The sequence below is a fragment of the Effusibacillus dendaii genome, from assembly GCF_015097055.1.
Lineage (GTDB): Bacteria > Bacillota > Bacilli > Tumebacillales > Effusibacillaceae > Effusibacillus > Effusibacillus dendaii.
In genome coordinates, this window is sequence record NZ_AP023366.1 from 2,720,796 (window position 1) to 2,737,423 (window position 16,628).

Consider the following 16,628-nt stretch of genomic DNA (forward strand, 5'->3'; position numbering starts at 1 on the left):
GAATTGTGTCTGGATGGTTGCCCGGTTTTGCCTTATAATGGGAAGTATCTATATAATAACGGAACTGTTTAAAGTTTCGCTGCAGGGGGGTCTCTTCATGGCTCTGACTAACTGTAAGCAGTGCGGTCGTCTTTTTAATCGGACGATGAAAGATATATGCCCGGAATGTGTCAAACAAGACGATGAGGATTTCATGAAAGTCGGTCAATATTTACGGGCCAACCGGGGAGCGTCTCCGCAAGAGGTACACGAAGAAACGGAAGTCGCGTTGGAGAAGATCTTTCGTTTTATTCGCGAGGGACGATTGATCGCGGAAAAGTACCCGGCCATGACCTTTCCCTGCGAACGTTGCGGACTGCCTATCCAATCCGGCCGTTTTTGCCGCTCTTGTTCGGATGAGTTAAAACAGCAGTTTGATCGGGTGATGCATCAAGATTCCGAGCAATCGGGAAGCGCTTCATCAAGAAGTCGGGAAGAGTTCTACCTGAAGAAGAGATTTGAGAGAAAATAGATTCAAAAAAGAGCAACTTAACAATTTTTCTTTTTTGCCGATACTAAGAGTAGAAGCTCAGAGTATCGGTTTTTTGCGAGGTGACTCGATATGAAGGTGAATGAGAACGGCGGAGTGAACTCTGTCCAACCCTACAAGAAAGCAACCGCCTATTCAAAAACAGAAAAATATGTTGCGGGTGATGGACGAACGGATGAACTTTCGATTTCTTCCGAGGCGATGGAACTGTCACGTGACAGAACAAATGCCGTGGAGCGGGAGAGGGTCGAACAGATCAAACAGGCAGTGCAAAGTGGAACGTATACGATAGATGTACACAAAATTGCCGACAAAATGGCCCGCTATCTGTTGGGTGAGTAGGAGAGATGCAGTTTGGATCCGATCGGACAATTAATTCTTGTTGTGGAAGAACTGCTGCATGAACATGAAGCGTTTTTGCAGGTTGCGGAACGAAAAAAACAGACGCTGATTAAAGGAGACATCGACACGTTACAGGAGATCCTGAATGTGGAAGTCTCCTTTGTGCGAAAAATCGAAGCGTTGGAAGAAGAGCGGATGCGGCAGGGGCAACAGATTGCCGAACTGTATAACCTGCAGCTGGAAGAGTTGACTGCCACAAAACTGGCGGCCCTGATCGAAAACCCCGAACAGGTTGCCAAGCTTAAGCTGTTAACCGGTCGATTCGCGAAAGTCGTAGGGGATCTGCAGGCTGTGAACGATTTGAATGGTCAGCTGATTCGGCAATCTCTCGATTTAGTGCAGCGTACTATTGAGATGATCACGGATGTTCCTGGAGCGGGTCTCTATACGGGGAAAGGGGATACGGGTCAAGCGGCTGGGCAAAGAAGGTTTTTTGACACGCAAGCGTAGAAGGAATTTCTTTCAAACGAAGGAAAACTATTGATATATATTTCGAAGATGTCTTAGGAATTGAAAGATTTAGCTATACAGATGGAGGTGCGCGATGCGCTCAACGTTTCACGGGCTTGAAGTAGCCAAACGAGGGTTGTTTGCCCAGCAGACAGCACTCAATACAGTATCGCATAACGTAGCTAACGCCAATACCGAAGGGTACAGTCGTCAAGCGGTTGATATGACGACGTTTGAGCCATTGCAGTATCCTGCTGTAACCAAAGGAACGGAAGCTGGACAGTTGGGACAAGGTGTCGATGTAGTTCAAATTCAACGCCTCCGGGACCGATTTCTTGATTCGCAGTATCGTCGGGAGAATAGTTCGCTTTCTGAATGGAACATTAAGAGCCAGACGCTTGATAAACTGCAAATTATTATGAATGCGCCCTCAGATACCGGTTTGGCTACGGTTCTTACCAACTTTTTTAATGCTTGGCATGATCTGAGCGTTGCCCCAGACAATCCCACGTCACGGGAACTTGTGAAACAACGGGGCTTGGAATTGGTTGGAACTCTCAACCTGATGAATAATCAACTGTCAAACTTGGATACCGATCTGATTTCCAACATTAACACGGAAGTTAATCAAGTAAATTCGTTCTTGGGTCAAATCCAACAATTGAATAAACAAATTAATATGGTAGAGACGACAGGTACGGACAAAGCAAACGATTTGCGTGACCGTAGAGACCTTTTGGTGGATCAGTTATCGAAATTTATGGATGTGCAAGTCACCGAAAGCGCAAACGGTATGTACTCGATTACAACTGGCGGTACTCCGGGAACTACGCTCCTAGATATCAATAATAATACTGCCAGTGTGGCGTACGATCCGGTTGCGAATGGCATCAATGTAACCGGTCCTGCAGCTGCGGGAACTACTGCTGTCACTTTAGTCGGCGGAGAAATAAAGGGACTGATCGATTCCCGCACGACCTATGTTGCTTCTTACAAAAGGCAATTGGATGCGTTCGTGGAAGGTTTGGCTGAAGGTTCTTTCACTATTACCAAACCAGATGGCACCACTGCAACGTATGCAGGTGTCAATGGATTGCACCAGGCGGGCTACACTCTGCACGATCCAACCTTGACAGGAATACCGTTTTTCACAAAACCGGCTGGAGCCTCGACCTTTACTGCGGCCAACATTCAGGTAAACAGTCAAATCGTGAGTGATGTGAAATATATAGCTGCCTCTGATTCATCTTATACGGATGCGTCGGGGACTCACGTGTATGTCGGGAACGGCACGAATGCTTTGCTGCTCGGACAAGTAGCCAATCAGACGGTTGCATTTACGACTCCTGGCGCCACTGTACCCCAGGGAACACCGGGAGAATATCTTCGCTCATTAGTCGGAAAACTGGGCTTGCAAGCGCAGGAAGCGTCTCGCTATAAGGGAAATCAGGATACGGTGGTACAGCAGGTCAACAATCAGCGGCAATCGGTCAGCGGGGTCTCCATTGACGAGGAAATGGCGAACATGATCAAATTTCAGCAGGCGTATAATGCTTCGGCCCGCATGGTTACCGTAATCGATTCGATTCTGGATCGTATCATCAACGGCATGGGATTGACACGCTAAGAAAGGGTGACATACAGTGCGCGTTACACAATCAATGTTAAATAGCCAATTTGTGAAAAATGTGCAAATCAACAATAAAAACTTAGATATCTATCAAAGAATGCTTGAGACAGGAAAAAAGCTGAATAAACCGGAAGACGATCCCGTCGGAGTCGGATTTGCGATGCGGTATGAGGAAGGGCTTTCCCGCATTCAACAATATCAGCGCAATTTGTCATCGCTCAAAAGTGATTTAGAAACTTATGATACGTATATTTCAAAAGTAAATGATCTGTTGCAGCGCGTTCGTCAGCTTGCCGTACAGGGAGCAAGCGATACGGTCCCGCAGGATGCCAGACAAGCAATGGCCAAAGAGGTTGACCAGATTTACAAAGAAATGGTGGATCTCGGCAATTCGCAATTTAACGGCAAATATATGTTTAATGGTCAAAAAACCGATCAGATTCCCTATTCAAATTTGGCGAACGCGGAAACACAAAATTCAGACACGAATCGGACTATGATCACCATAAGCGACAATACGTATTTGCCGGGTAATATAACCGGACAAGCTGTGTTTGGCACTGCGGGGGCTTCTGATAATGCGTTTATGCTCTTAAAAAACCTCTCGAATGCTTTAAACACCAATAATACGACGGCGATCAGCCAAGCAATCGGTTTTGTCGATATCCGGATGTCAGCAGTCCACGCCGCCTGGTCCGAAGTAGGGGTCCTGATGAATCGCGTAGATTTGGTGGATAATCGGTTGAGAGATCAACAGCTGAATGTGACAAAAGTACTGTCAGATACGATGGATACAGACATCCCAAAAACGATTACGGACTTAAAAATGGCGGAAACGGTGCAACGCGCTTCTCTCTCAGTAGGATCCCGGATCTTGCAGCCCTCGTTGGTTGACTTTCTCCGCTAAGGCGGGTGTATAAGATGAAAGTGCCAAGTTTTCGACTGGAAATTCATCAAATAACCGGGAAGGTTGGACTTGAAACAACTCCCTCCACGTTTCAAATTGATCAGCGTCCGGCTGATTTGCAGATCAGGCAAATTCCGGCGGATTTAAAGATTCAGCGAACACCGGCGGTTCTGATCATTGATTATCGTCCGGCCAATACGGCTTACGGACAAAGAGGCATCGTTGATTTCATGACTCATGCGGGTGATCAGGCTCACCTGCAGGTATTGGACAATATTGGAAGCATTGCCCAGGACGGAGATCGAATGATGGATATTACGAATAAACAGGACGCTTTTGCGGATTTGGCGTTTCAACACCAATTTGACCAAAGTGTTATTCAAGATACGGATCCTCCCTCGGCTAATCCTGTGCCGATTCGCGTAAATCCTTCCGTATTGGACGTTAAATGGCAAAAGAACGGGGTACAAATTCAAGCGAATTATTTTACACCGAAAATTACAGCAACTGCCGGGGCGCTAAAGGTGTATGTAAGGGAAGAGCCCAGTATTTCAGTGCACGCGGTCGGAGGTTATGTCGATACAGTCCGTTAGCTTAAATCAGATGGTTACAGTAAACCTATTTAAGGGAGCAATGCAGAACGATGAATGAAAACAAATATATCGTGAAGTTTCCGGAAGGTCTTCCAGGAATAGAGGCGGGACACGATTTTCAATTGTTTTTGCCTGATCCGGAAGGCCCTTTTTTTGAATTGAAATCTTTGAAAAATGAAGCGATTACATTGGTTTTGACCGATCCCAGGCCGTTTTTTCCGCACTATCGGGTGGAATTGCCGATTGCAGAGCTTGAAAGCATTGGGATAACAGATGAAAAAGCTGCGAGAATTCTGGTTGTCACCGTTCTCTCTGATGATGTTGCACGGATCACAGTGAATTTGCTGGCGCCTGTGGTAATCAATATAGAAAAAGGGCTGGGAAAGCAGGTGCTGCTTAACAATGCCGAGTACGGAGTGAGACATCCCCTGTTCTCCGGAACCGCATTTCGTTAGGAGGAATACGCAATGCTGATATTATCGCGAAAACAGGGCGAAAGCATCATGCTTGGAGATGGGATCGAAGTTACGGTTGTGGAGGTGAAAGGGGATCAGGTTCGGATCGGGATTCAAGCACCTTCCGATGTATCGATTTTTCGGAAAGAGATTTATCTTGAAATTCAATCGGAAAACCGGCATGCTGTACAATCGGCCAGAGATATTGACAAATTAAACCAGGTATGGGAAACGCTGCGTGGGAAGCTCCCTGAACTAAAAAATTATAACGAGCAGAATTGAGTTGAAAACAAAAGATAATCGCATGTTTTTCCGCAAAAACAAAAAAATACGGGAAAATTGAAAGGATTTGCTGCTAAATAATTGCTGCTGTATGTACGATAAATTATATGTAAGGAAGCCTCACTCAACAGCCGGCTAAAGAATGAGGGCTTTCAAAACCAGGGCACGGATGCCATGGTCTCAATCCAAGGAGGATGAAAAGATGATTATTCAGAACAACCTGTCCGCTTTATTTGCTCAAAATCGACTGAACTTCAACCAAGCCAATCTTCAAAAGTCTCTTGAAAAGTTGTCGTCCGGTTACCGGATCAATCGTGCAGGTGACGATGCTGCAGGCTTGGGCATTTCGGAAAAGATGCGCGGCCAAATCAACGGTTTGAACCAAGCTGTCCGCAATTCACAAGACGGCATTTCTATGATTCAGACAGCCGAAGGTGCGCTGAATGAATCGCAAAGCATTCTGCAACGGATTCGTACTTTGGCGGTACAAGCTGTCAACGATACGAACACCACTGCAGACCGAGCAAATATTCAGGACGAATTGAAGCAGTTAAAGGCAGAGCTTGACCGGATTGCAACCACTACTCAATTCAACGGAAAAACACTGTTAAATGGTAAATTAACCGGAGCGGTATTCCAAGTAGGCGCAAACACCGGCCAGCGCATGACTGTTGCAATCAAGACAATGAATGCACAAGCGTTGTCCATTACTTCGGCTCGACTCAGTATTTCCGGCGGATCTGCGGCTAAACAGAAATCAGTAGCGAATGCATTGATCGCTTTTGCAGACAATGGGATTAAGGCTGTTTCCAAACAGCGTTCTGCGCTTGGTGCTTACCAAAACCGTCTGGAGCATACTATCAACAACCTCACCACCTCCGCTGAAAACCTGACTGCCGCAGAATCGCGTATTCGTGACGCGAACATGGCACAGGAGATGGTCGGATTCACCAAGAATCAGATACTTACCCAGGCAGCTACAGCTATGTTGGCGCAAGCGAACCAGGCTCCGCAAACTGTTCTGCAGTTGCTTCGTTAATCTGTTTAATCACTTGAAACTTGGCTGGCTGGCGTTTGCCGGCTGGCCCTGTTTTTCAAGAGGAGGATTCCTATGAAAGTGCCCGGTGTTGATGCGGTAGATTTGCGCACGAAAATGGCGTCTCAAACATTGACACCTGAAGCTTCTTTGCCGTCCGGGACTTTGATTGGTAATAATGCCGCCGGGTCTCCAGCCGATTCTTTCACGCAAGAAATGCACCGTAAATCGAAGGAACAACAAGTTCGGCAAGCGATGGAACAGATAAACACGGCGCTGGAAGCGTTTCAGAGCAAAGTCCGGTACCAGCTGGAGTATAAAAACAATACTTATGTGATTCAACTGGTGGAAAAAGAAGGGGACCGGGTGCTGTACCAAATGCCTCCGGATGGTATTTTACAGGTTGCGGAAAAGCTGAAAGAAGCTTTAGGAATGATAATTGATTTGAAGGTTTAGGAGGTGACGGAAAATGTCGATTTCAGGATTGGGCGGTCTCGGCGGTTTGATCTCGGGTATGGATACCAAAACCATAATTAACCAATTAATGCAGCTCGAGGCTCAGCCGCTCTATCAAATGCAGCAAAGACAACATATTCAAGATCTGAAAAAAGGCCTTTACAATGAGGTGAATTCAGCCCTGTTGGCGCTGCAGTCAAAAGTACAGGCGTTGACGGATCCGGCTGTTATGAACCAAAAAGCGGTCACTTCCGCTGATCAGACGATTGTCACAGCGTCCGTAGCATCATCCGGCCAGCCGGTAGCCGGCACTTACAACATCACCGTTGGTAACCTGGCAACCAAATTTGACTGGCGGTCGGCAGCTCAAACGAGTGCAACCGCAGCATTGAATTTAAACGGGAGTTTCTCAGTGAATGTAGATGGAGTCACGTCGCAGGTGATCAATGTGACAGCCAGCGACTCCTTAACCAATATTGCTTCGAAAATCAATTCGGCCCTGGACACGTCGGGCAAACCGATGAAAGTATCGGCAACGGTGGTTAATACCACATTGATTATAAACGCCACAGACACCGGAAGTACCCATACAGTTACAATTCCTGGACCCGGTCCGGGTACGCCAAACAGCATCGCCCAGTCTTTAGGGCTGGTTGACGCTAGTAATAACCAATTAAATGTTACAAAAGGTGTCGATGCGAGTTTAACCGTGAATGGTATCACGATGACAAGATCCTCTAATACGAATTTGACAGATGTTGTTTCAGGGTTGTCTCTAAATCTCGTGAAAGCGGGAACAACAACGGTGACTGTTGCTCAGGATACTGACAAAGCCGTCAAGGCAGTTCACGATTTTGTCAATCAATACAACAGTGTTCTCGATTTATTGAATACAAGGCTGACCGAAAAGACAATTCAGAATCCTACGACCGATGCGGAAACAAGAAAGGGTCTTTTAAATGCCGATCCGACCCTGCTTTCGCTGCAAACCACTTTACGTAATAATGTTGCCAATATGTACTCTGGCAGTTCCGTATATAAAACCTTATATTCGATTGGAATTCAAATCGACGATTCAATAGATCGTGGGAAATCTGGAAAGTTAACTGTAGATGATACAAAATTGAGCGATGCTTTAAAGGCTAACCCGCAGGAAGTCATGAAGCTTTTCTTTACTGATACAAACGGAAACGGCCGGTTGGATCCGGCTGACACGGGAGCTGCTGCCGGTGTTGCCGCGACATTATACAATCAATTGGATAATGCCACCAACAGCAACACTCAACTTTATGGAGGCATCAGCGCAAGCAAAGGTCTGTTGCCGGCAATTATGAATTCGATCGACAGCATTATTAAGGATTATGACAATCGAATCTCAGAATTCCAAACGCGATTGGACATGCGAAGACAAAGTTTGGAAAAACAATTCAGCAGTTTGGAAGTATTGCTGTCACAAAACCAATCGCAATTGAGTTACTTTACACAGGCGACAGCCCCTGCCAAGTAGATTCCGAAATTAGTACAAAAGACCTGTATGTTGAAACAGGTCTTTTTTATAAAATTTAATTGTCGACTTGTGTCGGAAAGGAGCGGGTATGAAGAAATTGACTCGATCTCCTATCTTACAAGAGATCTATCATTTTTTGCTTGAACAGCAGCCGACGTACGGATGTCCGATTACTTCCGAAGTCATTAGCCAGCAGTTAAATTTGACCCCATCCTATGTAAGGGAACAAATGAAATGGTTGATAGAGGAACGCAAGATTGCGGTGCGCAGGGGGCGAAAGGAGGGTACTATATTGTGAAAAATGACCAAATCACCTTTGTGGTGGACGGGCAGGAAAAGTACTATCCGCTCGGTACGTTTGTTGAGACCTATCATCAATCTCTGCTGCAAATAGAAAAGGAACAAAAAGTAATAACCGCGCTGAATATTGATGGAGTACCTTTGAGAAATATTCAAGATTATAACGGTTCTTGGTCTGACATATCAAAGATTGAAATTGATACGAAGCCGATTCAGGAATTAATTTCGGAAAGTATTCAAGATGCGCAAGAGTACCTGCCTAGGTTATATGAAGCTTTAATCAGTGTCAGCGATTCGATTCAAAGGGGTTTTGAAGGAGAAGCCATGATCGTGTTACAGCAAATCGTGGAGGGTCTGGAATGGTTCTCGGCTTATGTGCAGGGGATTACCCATTATGGAGCAAAGTACGGTGCAACTGTTGATCAAAGCGATACAATTCATGAATTGGTCAATATCTACAACAACTTGACTGAAGCGATGGAGTCGCGGGATTTCGTCTGGATTGCCGATATTACCGCCTATGAACTGGCGCCGTTTGTTGAAAGATGGATAACCATTACAGATCAGTTGCTAAATGTTGCATAATGCGGAAACAGATTGACGAATATTGTACCCTGTTTGCGGAACGGCATGAGTGGCTGAAACAATTGACCAGCTCCAAGAATGATTCAGGAAGTATTGCTTCCAGAATAGAACCGGTTTATGGCAAGTCGGGAGCACTCACTTGGCGGATTGAGACTTATGACAACCGCAAGGTTTTTTTGCACAGTCAATACGATCCGGTTCAGGAAGCCAGAAAGTGGGCTGTTCAAGAAGGCATCACAACGGGAGATTCCGTTCTTACATTTGGGGTTGGATTGGGGTATCACATTGCCGCGCTGCTGGACTGTGTTGGACCAACCGGTGAACTTTGGGTATTTGAAACAGACACTGCAATAATGAAACAGAGTTTGGAACAGAGAGATTGGGATTCGCTGCTGCAACACCCTGCATTGCATGTAATTCTGGAATCCAATCCGGTGAAACTGGCCATCCAGCTGGTTCAAAAGATTGATCACGTCTTGGGGAGGGACGGAAGAATCGCAATCTTTCCTCCAATGCTCCGTGCAATCTCGCCCGAGCATGACAGTTTGCTTGAAGTGCTGGAACATTATCGTCTGCGTACTGCAACCATACAACGCAATGCCCCGAGACTTGTATCCCAGTTGCAACAAAATATGGATCTGGTTTTATCCGTGCCTTCCGCTGATTACTGGGACGGACGATTAAAGAATATTCCTTGCACATTAATTTCTGCGGGCCCTTCATTGGAACTTGCGCTGCCCTACCTGAGCCAATTGCGGGAAAAATCATTATTGTTTGTTGTTGGTACGGCATTGCGTGTCTTGCTTGATGCGGGAGTTCAACCCGATTTTGTCATATTGGCTGACCCGGACAAACTTCTTATGAAACAGTTGCCTGCGGACTGTTCAAATCTGAAGCTGATCGCGTTACCCACCGTTCACCCGGAAGTTTTAGAACGATTTCCGAAAAAAATGTTTGCATGGCAACAGGGGATCCCGGAATTGGAAGAGATGGCCGCCTGTTACGGAAAAAATTTATACCAGAGCGGAGGCTCCGTTTCCACATTGATGCTGGATATCGCGTTACGCTGGAATGGGAATCCGTTAATTTTAATCGGACAGGATTTGGCTTTTTCACCGGAAGGTGCAACGCACAGTCGTGGGACTATGTACGATAACAGTTATGCAGACGTAAGCAGATCGATTCGAGTCGCAGGGGAAAACGGTGAGGAGGTTTATACGACTCATTCCTGGAAACTATTTCTGCGCTGGATTGAAAGACGATTGGAAAATGAAAAAAACGTTGATGTATGGAATACGAGCCTAAAGGGATCCCGAATTGTGGGCACTAAGAATCGCAAGATTGAGGACATAGTAAGGGAATTGCCCGGAAACGGTGTGGTACAGGAATGGAGGATCAAACTGAATGAAAGTTGTTGATTGTTTTGAAGAAAACATTCAGTTGCTCGAGCAGCATTTGTCAGATGTTGCACAACGTTTGCGGGCATCAAGACAGGGGAACTCGGTCACCGTGATCACCGGGTCAAAAGGTTTTCCGACTTTAAAAGTTGTCGGAGAATCTTGTACAGGATTTCTGCACAGCCAATATGATCCGGTGCAAGAAGCGAGACGGTGGTGGCAACAGCAAAAGGAAAACAAAGATTGGAAAAGAACAAAACACGTATTTCTGTACGGACTGGGGCTTGGCTTTCCTCTGACCGCTATTTTGGAAGATTTGCCCGAGGAGATTTCCGTTACAGTTGTGGAACCATCATATGAAATTTTTGCCCACTTTATCAGTTTGTTCGACATATCGGATCTTTTGCAAAATCCAAGATTAAATCTGTTTGTAGCAGATGACCTGGTCCACATCGATGAAGAAATTGGCGATATTATTAAACAATATGTATTGGATGTTGAGGTGGTAGAGTGGTCTCCGTATGCCAGGTTGTTTCCGGAGGCCGTACAACATTGGAGAAAGAGGTTTATTGAGCTTTCCACCTCTGTTCGCATTGAACAGAATACGTTGCTCTATTTTGCAGAACAATGGCCCAAAAACATCCTGCAAAATGCCGGCGCCATCAGTAAAAGTCCAAGTGTAAGGGAATTCATCGGCAAGTTCGAAAAAGTTCCAACTATTATCGTTTCCGCAGGACCGTCGTTGAATAAAAATATCCATTTGCTGAAAGATGCGAAGGGAAAAGCGCTTATTATCTGTGTGGATACCGCGTTGCGGGCAATGATAAAACATGATATTATGCCCGATTTTGTAGTGGCCATTGACGGTTCCGAATTGAATTACCGACATTTTGAAGGGCTTCCTAATCTTGATATTCCGCTCATTTTTATGCCTACAACACATCCTCGTATCATTTCCGAATTTGGTTCCCGTGCGATTGTTTCATTAGGCGGGAATCAATTGCTTGTTTTTTTTCAAAAATTTTTTCCCGAAAAAGCCGGTTTATCCACCGGGGGATCCGTTGCAACTACAGCGTTTGAATTCGCTTATCTCGTCGGCGGGGATCCCATTATATTCATCGGCCAGGATCTCGCTTATCCGGATGGAAAATCGCATGCGGATGGGACTATTTTTGAAGAAATTCGGAAGAAGGAAACAGACAGGAACATGGTGTACGTGGAGGGAATTGACGGAAAACCGGTGTTAACCGATTTGACCTTGCGCATGTATCTTCAATGGTTTGAAAACCGGATTGCCTCGATCAAAGTCGAGCGTGAAATCATTGACGCTACGGAAGGAGGAGCACTGATCCACGGCACTAAACTTCTTACTCTGTCGGATGTGCTGGCTGCTTATTGCAAAGAAGAAAGACCCATTGCGCCAACTATTGATGCAATTCTTACCAACTATGAACCAAAGGGAATCGATGAGTTTTTGCAAGGGATCAAACAGATTTGCAGAATGCTTCGCAGAATAAAACGTGCCGGATGGGTCGGATTGAAACGGTCCGAGTCTCTTCTTGCTTATTATCTGACGGAACAGTCAAGCAGATTACCTGTTCACGAAGTTTTACAAAGACTGGAGAGAATCGATCAATGGATTCAACAAGCGAATGAAGACGAAATGATTGATCAAATCATGCAGCGAGTCCTGCTCAACGTTACCCGGGGCAAATATACGATTCAACCGGAAGGTGAAACGGAACAGGAAGAAGCAATTCGGATCTCCAAAAACTCCTGTTTGTTTTACCAAGGCGTAATGGAAGCAGCAGACACAATGCATAAATATATGCAGGATGCGGAAGAACAGGTGACAACCATCTTAAGAAATACATCAGCTGCAGAGGAGTGAGTGCGAGATGATGAATCCCCAAAATGTTTATATGAATACGTCCATACAAACAGCCAGTCCGGAGCGTTTGCTGATTATGTTGTTCGATGGTGCGCTTCGTTTTTCAAAAGAGGCGATTTCAGCAATCGAACAGAAAAATTTTCCTCGGGTTCATGAGAAAATTCGCAGGACGCAGGATATTGTCAATGAGTTGATTATTACGCTGGACCGTGACCGCGGTGGAGAAGTTGCCGAAAATTTACTCCGTTTGTACGGATATATAGATCGCAAGCTGATTGAAGCAAACGTTTCGAAATCGGTCGAATGCCTGCTGGAAGTAATCAGCTTGCTGCAAGAGTTGCGTGAAGGTTTTCATGAGGCTGTCAAGCAACTGAAAAAATGAAAAATTATTGAATCTGAAAATGGTGGAATGATGATGGATACCGCTCTATTAAAAGAAAAGCTAATGCGGTTGGATGAATTGCAAGCAATAACGGATCAAATCGAAAATTTTCTGGGAACAGCTCAATGGGAACGCGTAAAAGATCTTTTGGATCAACGCGGAAAATTAATTGAGGATTGTGCGCGTTTGGATAAGTTATGGGAAGAAATATCGGCGTCATTTGAAGACGGATGGCAACAATCTGCTGAATATCTTGATTGTGCCGAATCCATGCAGGGCAAGATGAAGAGTCTTTATTCCCAAATCAAGAAACATGATTCTTATTTTCGGGAGCGGCTCGCCGTAATTCATGAAATGAATCAGGAGCTGGAACAAATCAGCCTAGTCGCCTCCAAATACGCCAATGTGAATCAAAACGTGGAATCCAGATTTTTTGATCGGAAAGAATAGGAAACATCGGCTTTTGCAAGAGGGGGAAGCAGTGTGAATCTGAAAAACCAAAAAATACTGGTGACTGGCTCCGATGGTTTTATCGGCTCCCATCTTACGGAGGAATTGATCAGGCAAGGGTGTGATGTTCGGGCTTTTGTACAATACAATTCTTTTAACTCTTGGGGATGGTTAGATCATTCTGAGCCGGAAATCCGAAGAAATCTGGATGTGTTTGCAGGTGATATCCGGGATCCGCATGGTGTAAAACAAGCAATGAAAGGCTGCGATGTGGTTTTTCATCTTGCAGCTCTGATTGCGATTCCATATTCCTATCATTCGCCGGACACGTATGTGGACACCAATGTGAAAGGCACGTTAAATGTTGTGCAGGCTGCCCGCGAATTGGAGATCTACAAAGTAGTCCATACATCTACCAGTGAGGTGTACGGGACGGCACAGTTTGTTCCAATAACTGAAGATCATCCTCTGCAGGGTCAGTCTCCTTATTCTGCATCTAAAATCGGTGCCGATCAAATTGCCTTGTCGTTCAACAGGTCATTTGAAACACCGGTAGCAGTCATTCGTCCATTCAATACGTATGGGCCCCGTCAGTCTGCGCGGGCCATTATCCCTACCGTGATCACGCAAATCGCAAGCGGGAGGAAGAAATTAAAATTGGGTGCCCTGCATCCAACCCGTGATTTCAACTATATACAAGACACGGTAAATGGATTTATCGCGGTTGCTGAATCGGACCGTTCGATTGGTGAGGTTATCAATATCGGCAGCAACTATGAGGTCTCGATTGGTGAGACGGTACAAATGATTTCGGAAGTGATGGGGGTTCAAATCGAGATCGAAACGGAAGAAATCCGTTTGCGGCCGGAAAAAAGCGAAGTTGAACGACTGTGGGCCGATAATTCCAAAGCCAAGCTATTGCTTGGTTGGGAACCTGTCTATGCGGGTCGAGACGGTTTCAGAAGGGGGTTGGAGGAAACGGTGAAGTGGTTCACAAATCCCGATAATTTGAACCGCTACAAAGCCGATTTCTACAACATATGAGTACACCGTTTGAATTGGATGTTCAAAAAGTCGTGGCGGCCATCAAAAGTTGTTTGCCGCCGGATCGGGATTTTGTTGGTTTACATGAACCGTATTTTACGGGTAACGAGTGGAATTATGTGAAAGAGTGTCTTGATTCGGGGTGGGTATCATCGATAGGACAGTATGTTGAGAAGTTTGAGGAGATGTTGGCTGAGTTTACGGGAGTCAAACGGGCTGTTGCAGTCGTAAACGGAACAGCCGCTCTGCACGTTTGCCTCAAATTGGCAGGTGTCGAACAAGGGGATGAAGTGTTGATCCCCGCACTAACATTTATTGCTACGGCAAATGCGGTGGTTTACTGCGGCGCCATTCCCCATTTTGTGGACAGCGAAGAGAAAACATTAGGAATGGACCCTTGCAAACTTGGCCATTACCTTTCGGACATTGCGGAAATCCGAGGTGGAAGCTGTTTTAATCGAATAACGGGGCGAAGGATGAAAGCGGTCGTGCCTATGCATACTTTTGGACATCCGGTGGATTTGGAACCGCTTCTCGATGTATGCCAACGTTTTCATCTTGAGTTGGTTGAAGACGCGGCAGAGTCTTTAGGTTCTTTTTACAAAGGTCGGCATACGGGAAACTGGGGTCGGATGTCAGCTTTGAGCTTTAACGGAAATAAAGTGATAACAACCGGAGGCGGCGGGGCTATTTTGACCAACGATGAATCATTAGGGAAGTTGGCGAAGCATTTAACAACAACTGCAAAGGTTCCACATAAATGGGAATTTTATCATGATCAAATTGGATATAATTATCGCCTTCCCAATCTGAATGCTGCTTTGGGATGTGCACAATTGGAACAACTTCCCGCTTTTCTTGAAAAAAAGAGAGCTTTGGCTTTGCGTTATAGGGAAGTGTTTCAAAACATTTCCGGCGTTAGATGGTTTGAAGAACCTGGGTTTGCACGCAGCAATTACTGGCTTAATGCACTCTTACTGGATAAAGATCATGTGCACGAAAGAGATGTTCTTTTGGAAATTTCGAATGTCCAGGGGATAATGACTCGGCCTGCATGGACTTTAATGCACAAACTGCCTATGTTTAAGGATTGTCCGGCAATGGATTTAGCAAGCGCCGAAAGTCTGGAGACACGTTTGATTAACATCCCCAGCAGTGTGTTTCTGGGAGGGACTTATGGCCAAACGTAAAATTTGTGTTGTTACCGGTACGCGAGCTGAATACGGGTTACTTTATTGGCTTATGCAGGGGATCAAGAAAGATAATGAATTGGTACTTCAGTTACTCGTTACAGGCATGCATTTGTCTCCGGAATTTGGGCTCACTTATCGGGATATAGAAGAAGATGGTTTTGTTATTGATGAAAAAATAGAAATGCTTTTATCCAGTGATACGTCAGTCGGTATCGCTAAGTCAATTGGCCTTGGAGTGATTGGATTCGCAGAGGCTTTCGCGAGATTGAAACCCGATATTCTGGTATTATTTGGCGATCGATATGAAATCCTGGCGGCGGCTCAAGCTGCAATGGTAGCGAAAATACCGATAGCCCATATTGCGGGTGGAGACACAACGGAAGGTGCTTATGATGAATCTATACGGCACAGTATAACCAAAATGTCTCATATACATTTCGTGACAAACGAAGCTGCAGCAAAAAGAGTTCGACAAATGGGAGAGAACCCTTCCCATATTTACAGTGTAGGGAGTCCTGGAATCGATCAAATCAAACGTCTAAAACTGCTGAGTAGGCAAGAGTTGGAAGAACAGCTCAATTTTCATTTTAGAGTTCGAAATTTGCTAATTACTTTTCATCCCGTGACACTAGATATTGAGCCTGCACAGCAGCAGTTTCGGGAACTTTTGAATGCGTTGGAAGAACTGGGTGAAGATGTCGGGATTATTTTTACGAAACCCAACTCAGATAACGGCGGAAGAATTATTATTCAAATGATAGATGAGTATGTAGCGGCTCATGCCAATGCCAAATCCTATGCATCGCTTGGGCAGCTTCGATATCTCAGTACAGTTGCACAGGTCGATGCCGTGGTGGGAAATTCCTCCAGCGGACTTTATGAAGTACCTTCGTTTAAAAAACCTACTATTAATATTGGGGATCGACAAAAGGGGCGTTTGCAAGCGAGTTCCGTAATAAATTGCAAACCGATCGCGAGTGACATCATGGAAGCGATTCAATTAGGATTTGTCAAAGATTGTTCAAATGCGGTCAACCCATATGGAGATGGAAACAGTTCAGAAAGGATTTTATCCGTACTAAAGGAGTTACCGAACCTAGAAGATTTGGTACGAAAACATTTTTTTGAGGTGAACTGAT

20 protein-coding genes are annotated in these 16,628 nt (G+C 45.2%); all 20 read left to right on the top strand.

Features of this window, described 5'->3' with window-relative positions; translation table 11 throughout:
• Positions 1–97: 97 nt before the first annotated feature.
• The 20 genes from skT53_RS14565 to neuC all read left to right on the top strand — a co-directional run bounded on the left by skT53_RS14565 (position 98) and on the right by neuC (position 16,627).
• Positions 98–511: a TIGR03826 family flagellar region protein gene (locus skT53_RS14565; protein WP_200758305.1), complete on the top strand. Its 414-nt coding sequence runs from the start codon at positions 98–100 to the stop codon at positions 509–511.
• A gap of 90 nt (positions 512–601) precedes the next feature.
• Positions 602–871 carry a flagellar biosynthesis anti-sigma factor FlgM gene (gene flgM, locus skT53_RS14570; RefSeq protein WP_200758315.1) on the top strand — a complete coding sequence of 90 codons (270 nt, stop codon included), beginning with the start codon at positions 602–604 and terminating at the stop codon, positions 869–871.
• Positions 872–883: 12 nt separating this feature from the next.
• The gene (locus skT53_RS14575) at positions 884–1,381 is read left to right on the top strand and encodes a flagellar protein FlgN (protein ID WP_200758317.1); all 498 of its coding nucleotides are present in this window, start codon (positions 884–886) and stop codon (positions 1,379–1,381) included.
• 94 nt (positions 1,382–1,475) lie between these two features.
• A complete protein-coding gene (flgK, locus tag skT53_RS14580) occupies positions 1,476–3,008 on the top strand; it encodes a flagellar hook-associated protein FlgK (RefSeq protein ID WP_200758319.1) in 1,533 nt (510 codons plus the stop codon).
• A gap of 16 nt (positions 3,009–3,024) precedes the next feature.
• On the top strand, positions 3,025–3,918 hold the full coding sequence (flgL, locus tag skT53_RS14585) for a flagellar hook-associated protein FlgL (protein WP_200758321.1): 894 nt from the start codon (positions 3,025–3,027) through the stop codon (positions 3,916–3,918).
• A 14-nt stretch (positions 3,919–3,932) separates the two neighbouring features.
• A complete protein-coding gene (locus skT53_RS14590; RefSeq protein WP_200758323.1) occupies positions 3,933–4,511 on the top strand; it encodes a DUF6470 family protein in 579 nt (192 codons plus the stop codon).
• A gap of 50 nt (positions 4,512–4,561) precedes the next feature.
• On the top strand, positions 4,562–4,966 hold the full coding sequence (gene fliW, locus skT53_RS14595) for a flagellar assembly protein FliW (protein WP_200758325.1): 405 nt from the start codon (positions 4,562–4,564) through the stop codon (positions 4,964–4,966).
• 12 nt (positions 4,967–4,978) lie between these two features.
• Positions 4,979–5,248, top strand: a complete 270-nt coding sequence (csrA, locus tag skT53_RS14600) for a carbon storage regulator CsrA (protein WP_200758327.1) — start codon at positions 4,979–4,981, stop codon at positions 5,246–5,248.
• A 202-nt stretch (positions 5,249–5,450) separates the two neighbouring features.
• Entirely contained in the window at positions 5,451–6,287 is an 837-nt protein-coding gene (locus tag skT53_RS14605; protein WP_200758329.1) for a flagellin N-terminal helical domain-containing protein, read from the top strand.
• 72 nt (positions 6,288–6,359) lie between these two features.
• Entirely contained in the window at positions 6,360–6,740 is a 381-nt protein-coding gene (locus tag skT53_RS14610; RefSeq protein WP_200758331.1) for a flagellar protein FlaG, read from the top strand.
• Between the two features lie 13 nt (positions 6,741–6,753).
• Positions 6,754–8,247: a flagellar filament capping protein FliD gene (fliD, locus tag skT53_RS14615; RefSeq protein ID WP_200758339.1), complete on the top strand. Its 1,494-nt coding sequence runs from the start codon at positions 6,754–6,756 to the stop codon at positions 8,245–8,247.
• A gap of 88 nt (positions 8,248–8,335) precedes the next feature.
• On the top strand, positions 8,336–8,545 hold the full coding sequence (locus skT53_RS14620; protein ID WP_200758341.1) for a helix-turn-helix domain-containing protein: 210 nt from the start codon (positions 8,336–8,338) through the stop codon (positions 8,543–8,545).
• Positions 8,542–9,132, top strand: a complete 591-nt coding sequence (locus skT53_RS14625) for a DUF8042 domain-containing protein (RefSeq protein WP_200758343.1) — start codon at positions 8,542–8,544, stop codon at positions 9,130–9,132. Before skT53_RS14620 ends, skT53_RS14625 begins: the two co-directional genes overlap by 4 nt.
• Positions 9,132–10,550, top strand: coding sequence for a motility associated factor glycosyltransferase family protein (locus skT53_RS14630; protein ID WP_200758345.1), 1,419 nt, complete (start codon positions 9,132–9,134; stop codon positions 10,548–10,550). The genes skT53_RS14625 and skT53_RS14630 overlap by 1 nt, the downstream gene beginning before the upstream one ends.
• Positions 10,537–12,420 (top strand): motility associated factor glycosyltransferase family protein, encoded by a 1,884-nt coding sequence (locus skT53_RS14635; protein ID WP_200758347.1) that lies wholly within the window; start codon positions 10,537–10,539, stop codon positions 12,418–12,420. The genes skT53_RS14630 and skT53_RS14635 overlap by 14 nt, the downstream gene beginning before the upstream one ends.
• 7 nt (positions 12,421–12,427) lie before the next feature.
• Positions 12,428–12,802, top strand: coding sequence for a flagellar export chaperone FliS (gene fliS, locus skT53_RS14640; protein ID WP_200758349.1), 375 nt, complete (start codon positions 12,428–12,430; stop codon positions 12,800–12,802).
• A 33-nt stretch (positions 12,803–12,835) separates the two neighbouring features.
• Positions 12,836–13,252: a hypothetical protein gene (locus tag skT53_RS14645; protein ID WP_200758351.1), complete on the top strand. Its 417-nt coding sequence runs from the start codon at positions 12,836–12,838 to the stop codon at positions 13,250–13,252.
• 33 nt (positions 13,253–13,285) lie between these two features.
• Positions 13,286–14,296 carry an NAD-dependent 4,6-dehydratase LegB gene (locus skT53_RS14650; RefSeq protein ID WP_200758353.1) on the top strand — a complete coding sequence of 337 codons (1,011 nt, stop codon included), beginning with the start codon at positions 13,286–13,288 and terminating at the stop codon, positions 14,294–14,296.
• Positions 14,293–15,486, top strand: coding sequence for a LegC family aminotransferase (locus tag skT53_RS14655; RefSeq protein ID WP_200758358.1), 1,194 nt, complete (start codon positions 14,293–14,295; stop codon positions 15,484–15,486). Before skT53_RS14650 ends, skT53_RS14655 begins: the two co-directional genes overlap by 4 nt.
• On the top strand, positions 15,473–16,627 hold the full coding sequence (neuC, locus tag skT53_RS14660; RefSeq protein ID WP_200758360.1) for a UDP-N-acetylglucosamine 2-epimerase: 1,155 nt from the start codon (positions 15,473–15,475) through the stop codon (positions 16,625–16,627). Before skT53_RS14655 ends, neuC begins: the two co-directional genes overlap by 14 nt.
• The last annotated feature ends 1 nt before the right edge of the window (position 16,628 follow it).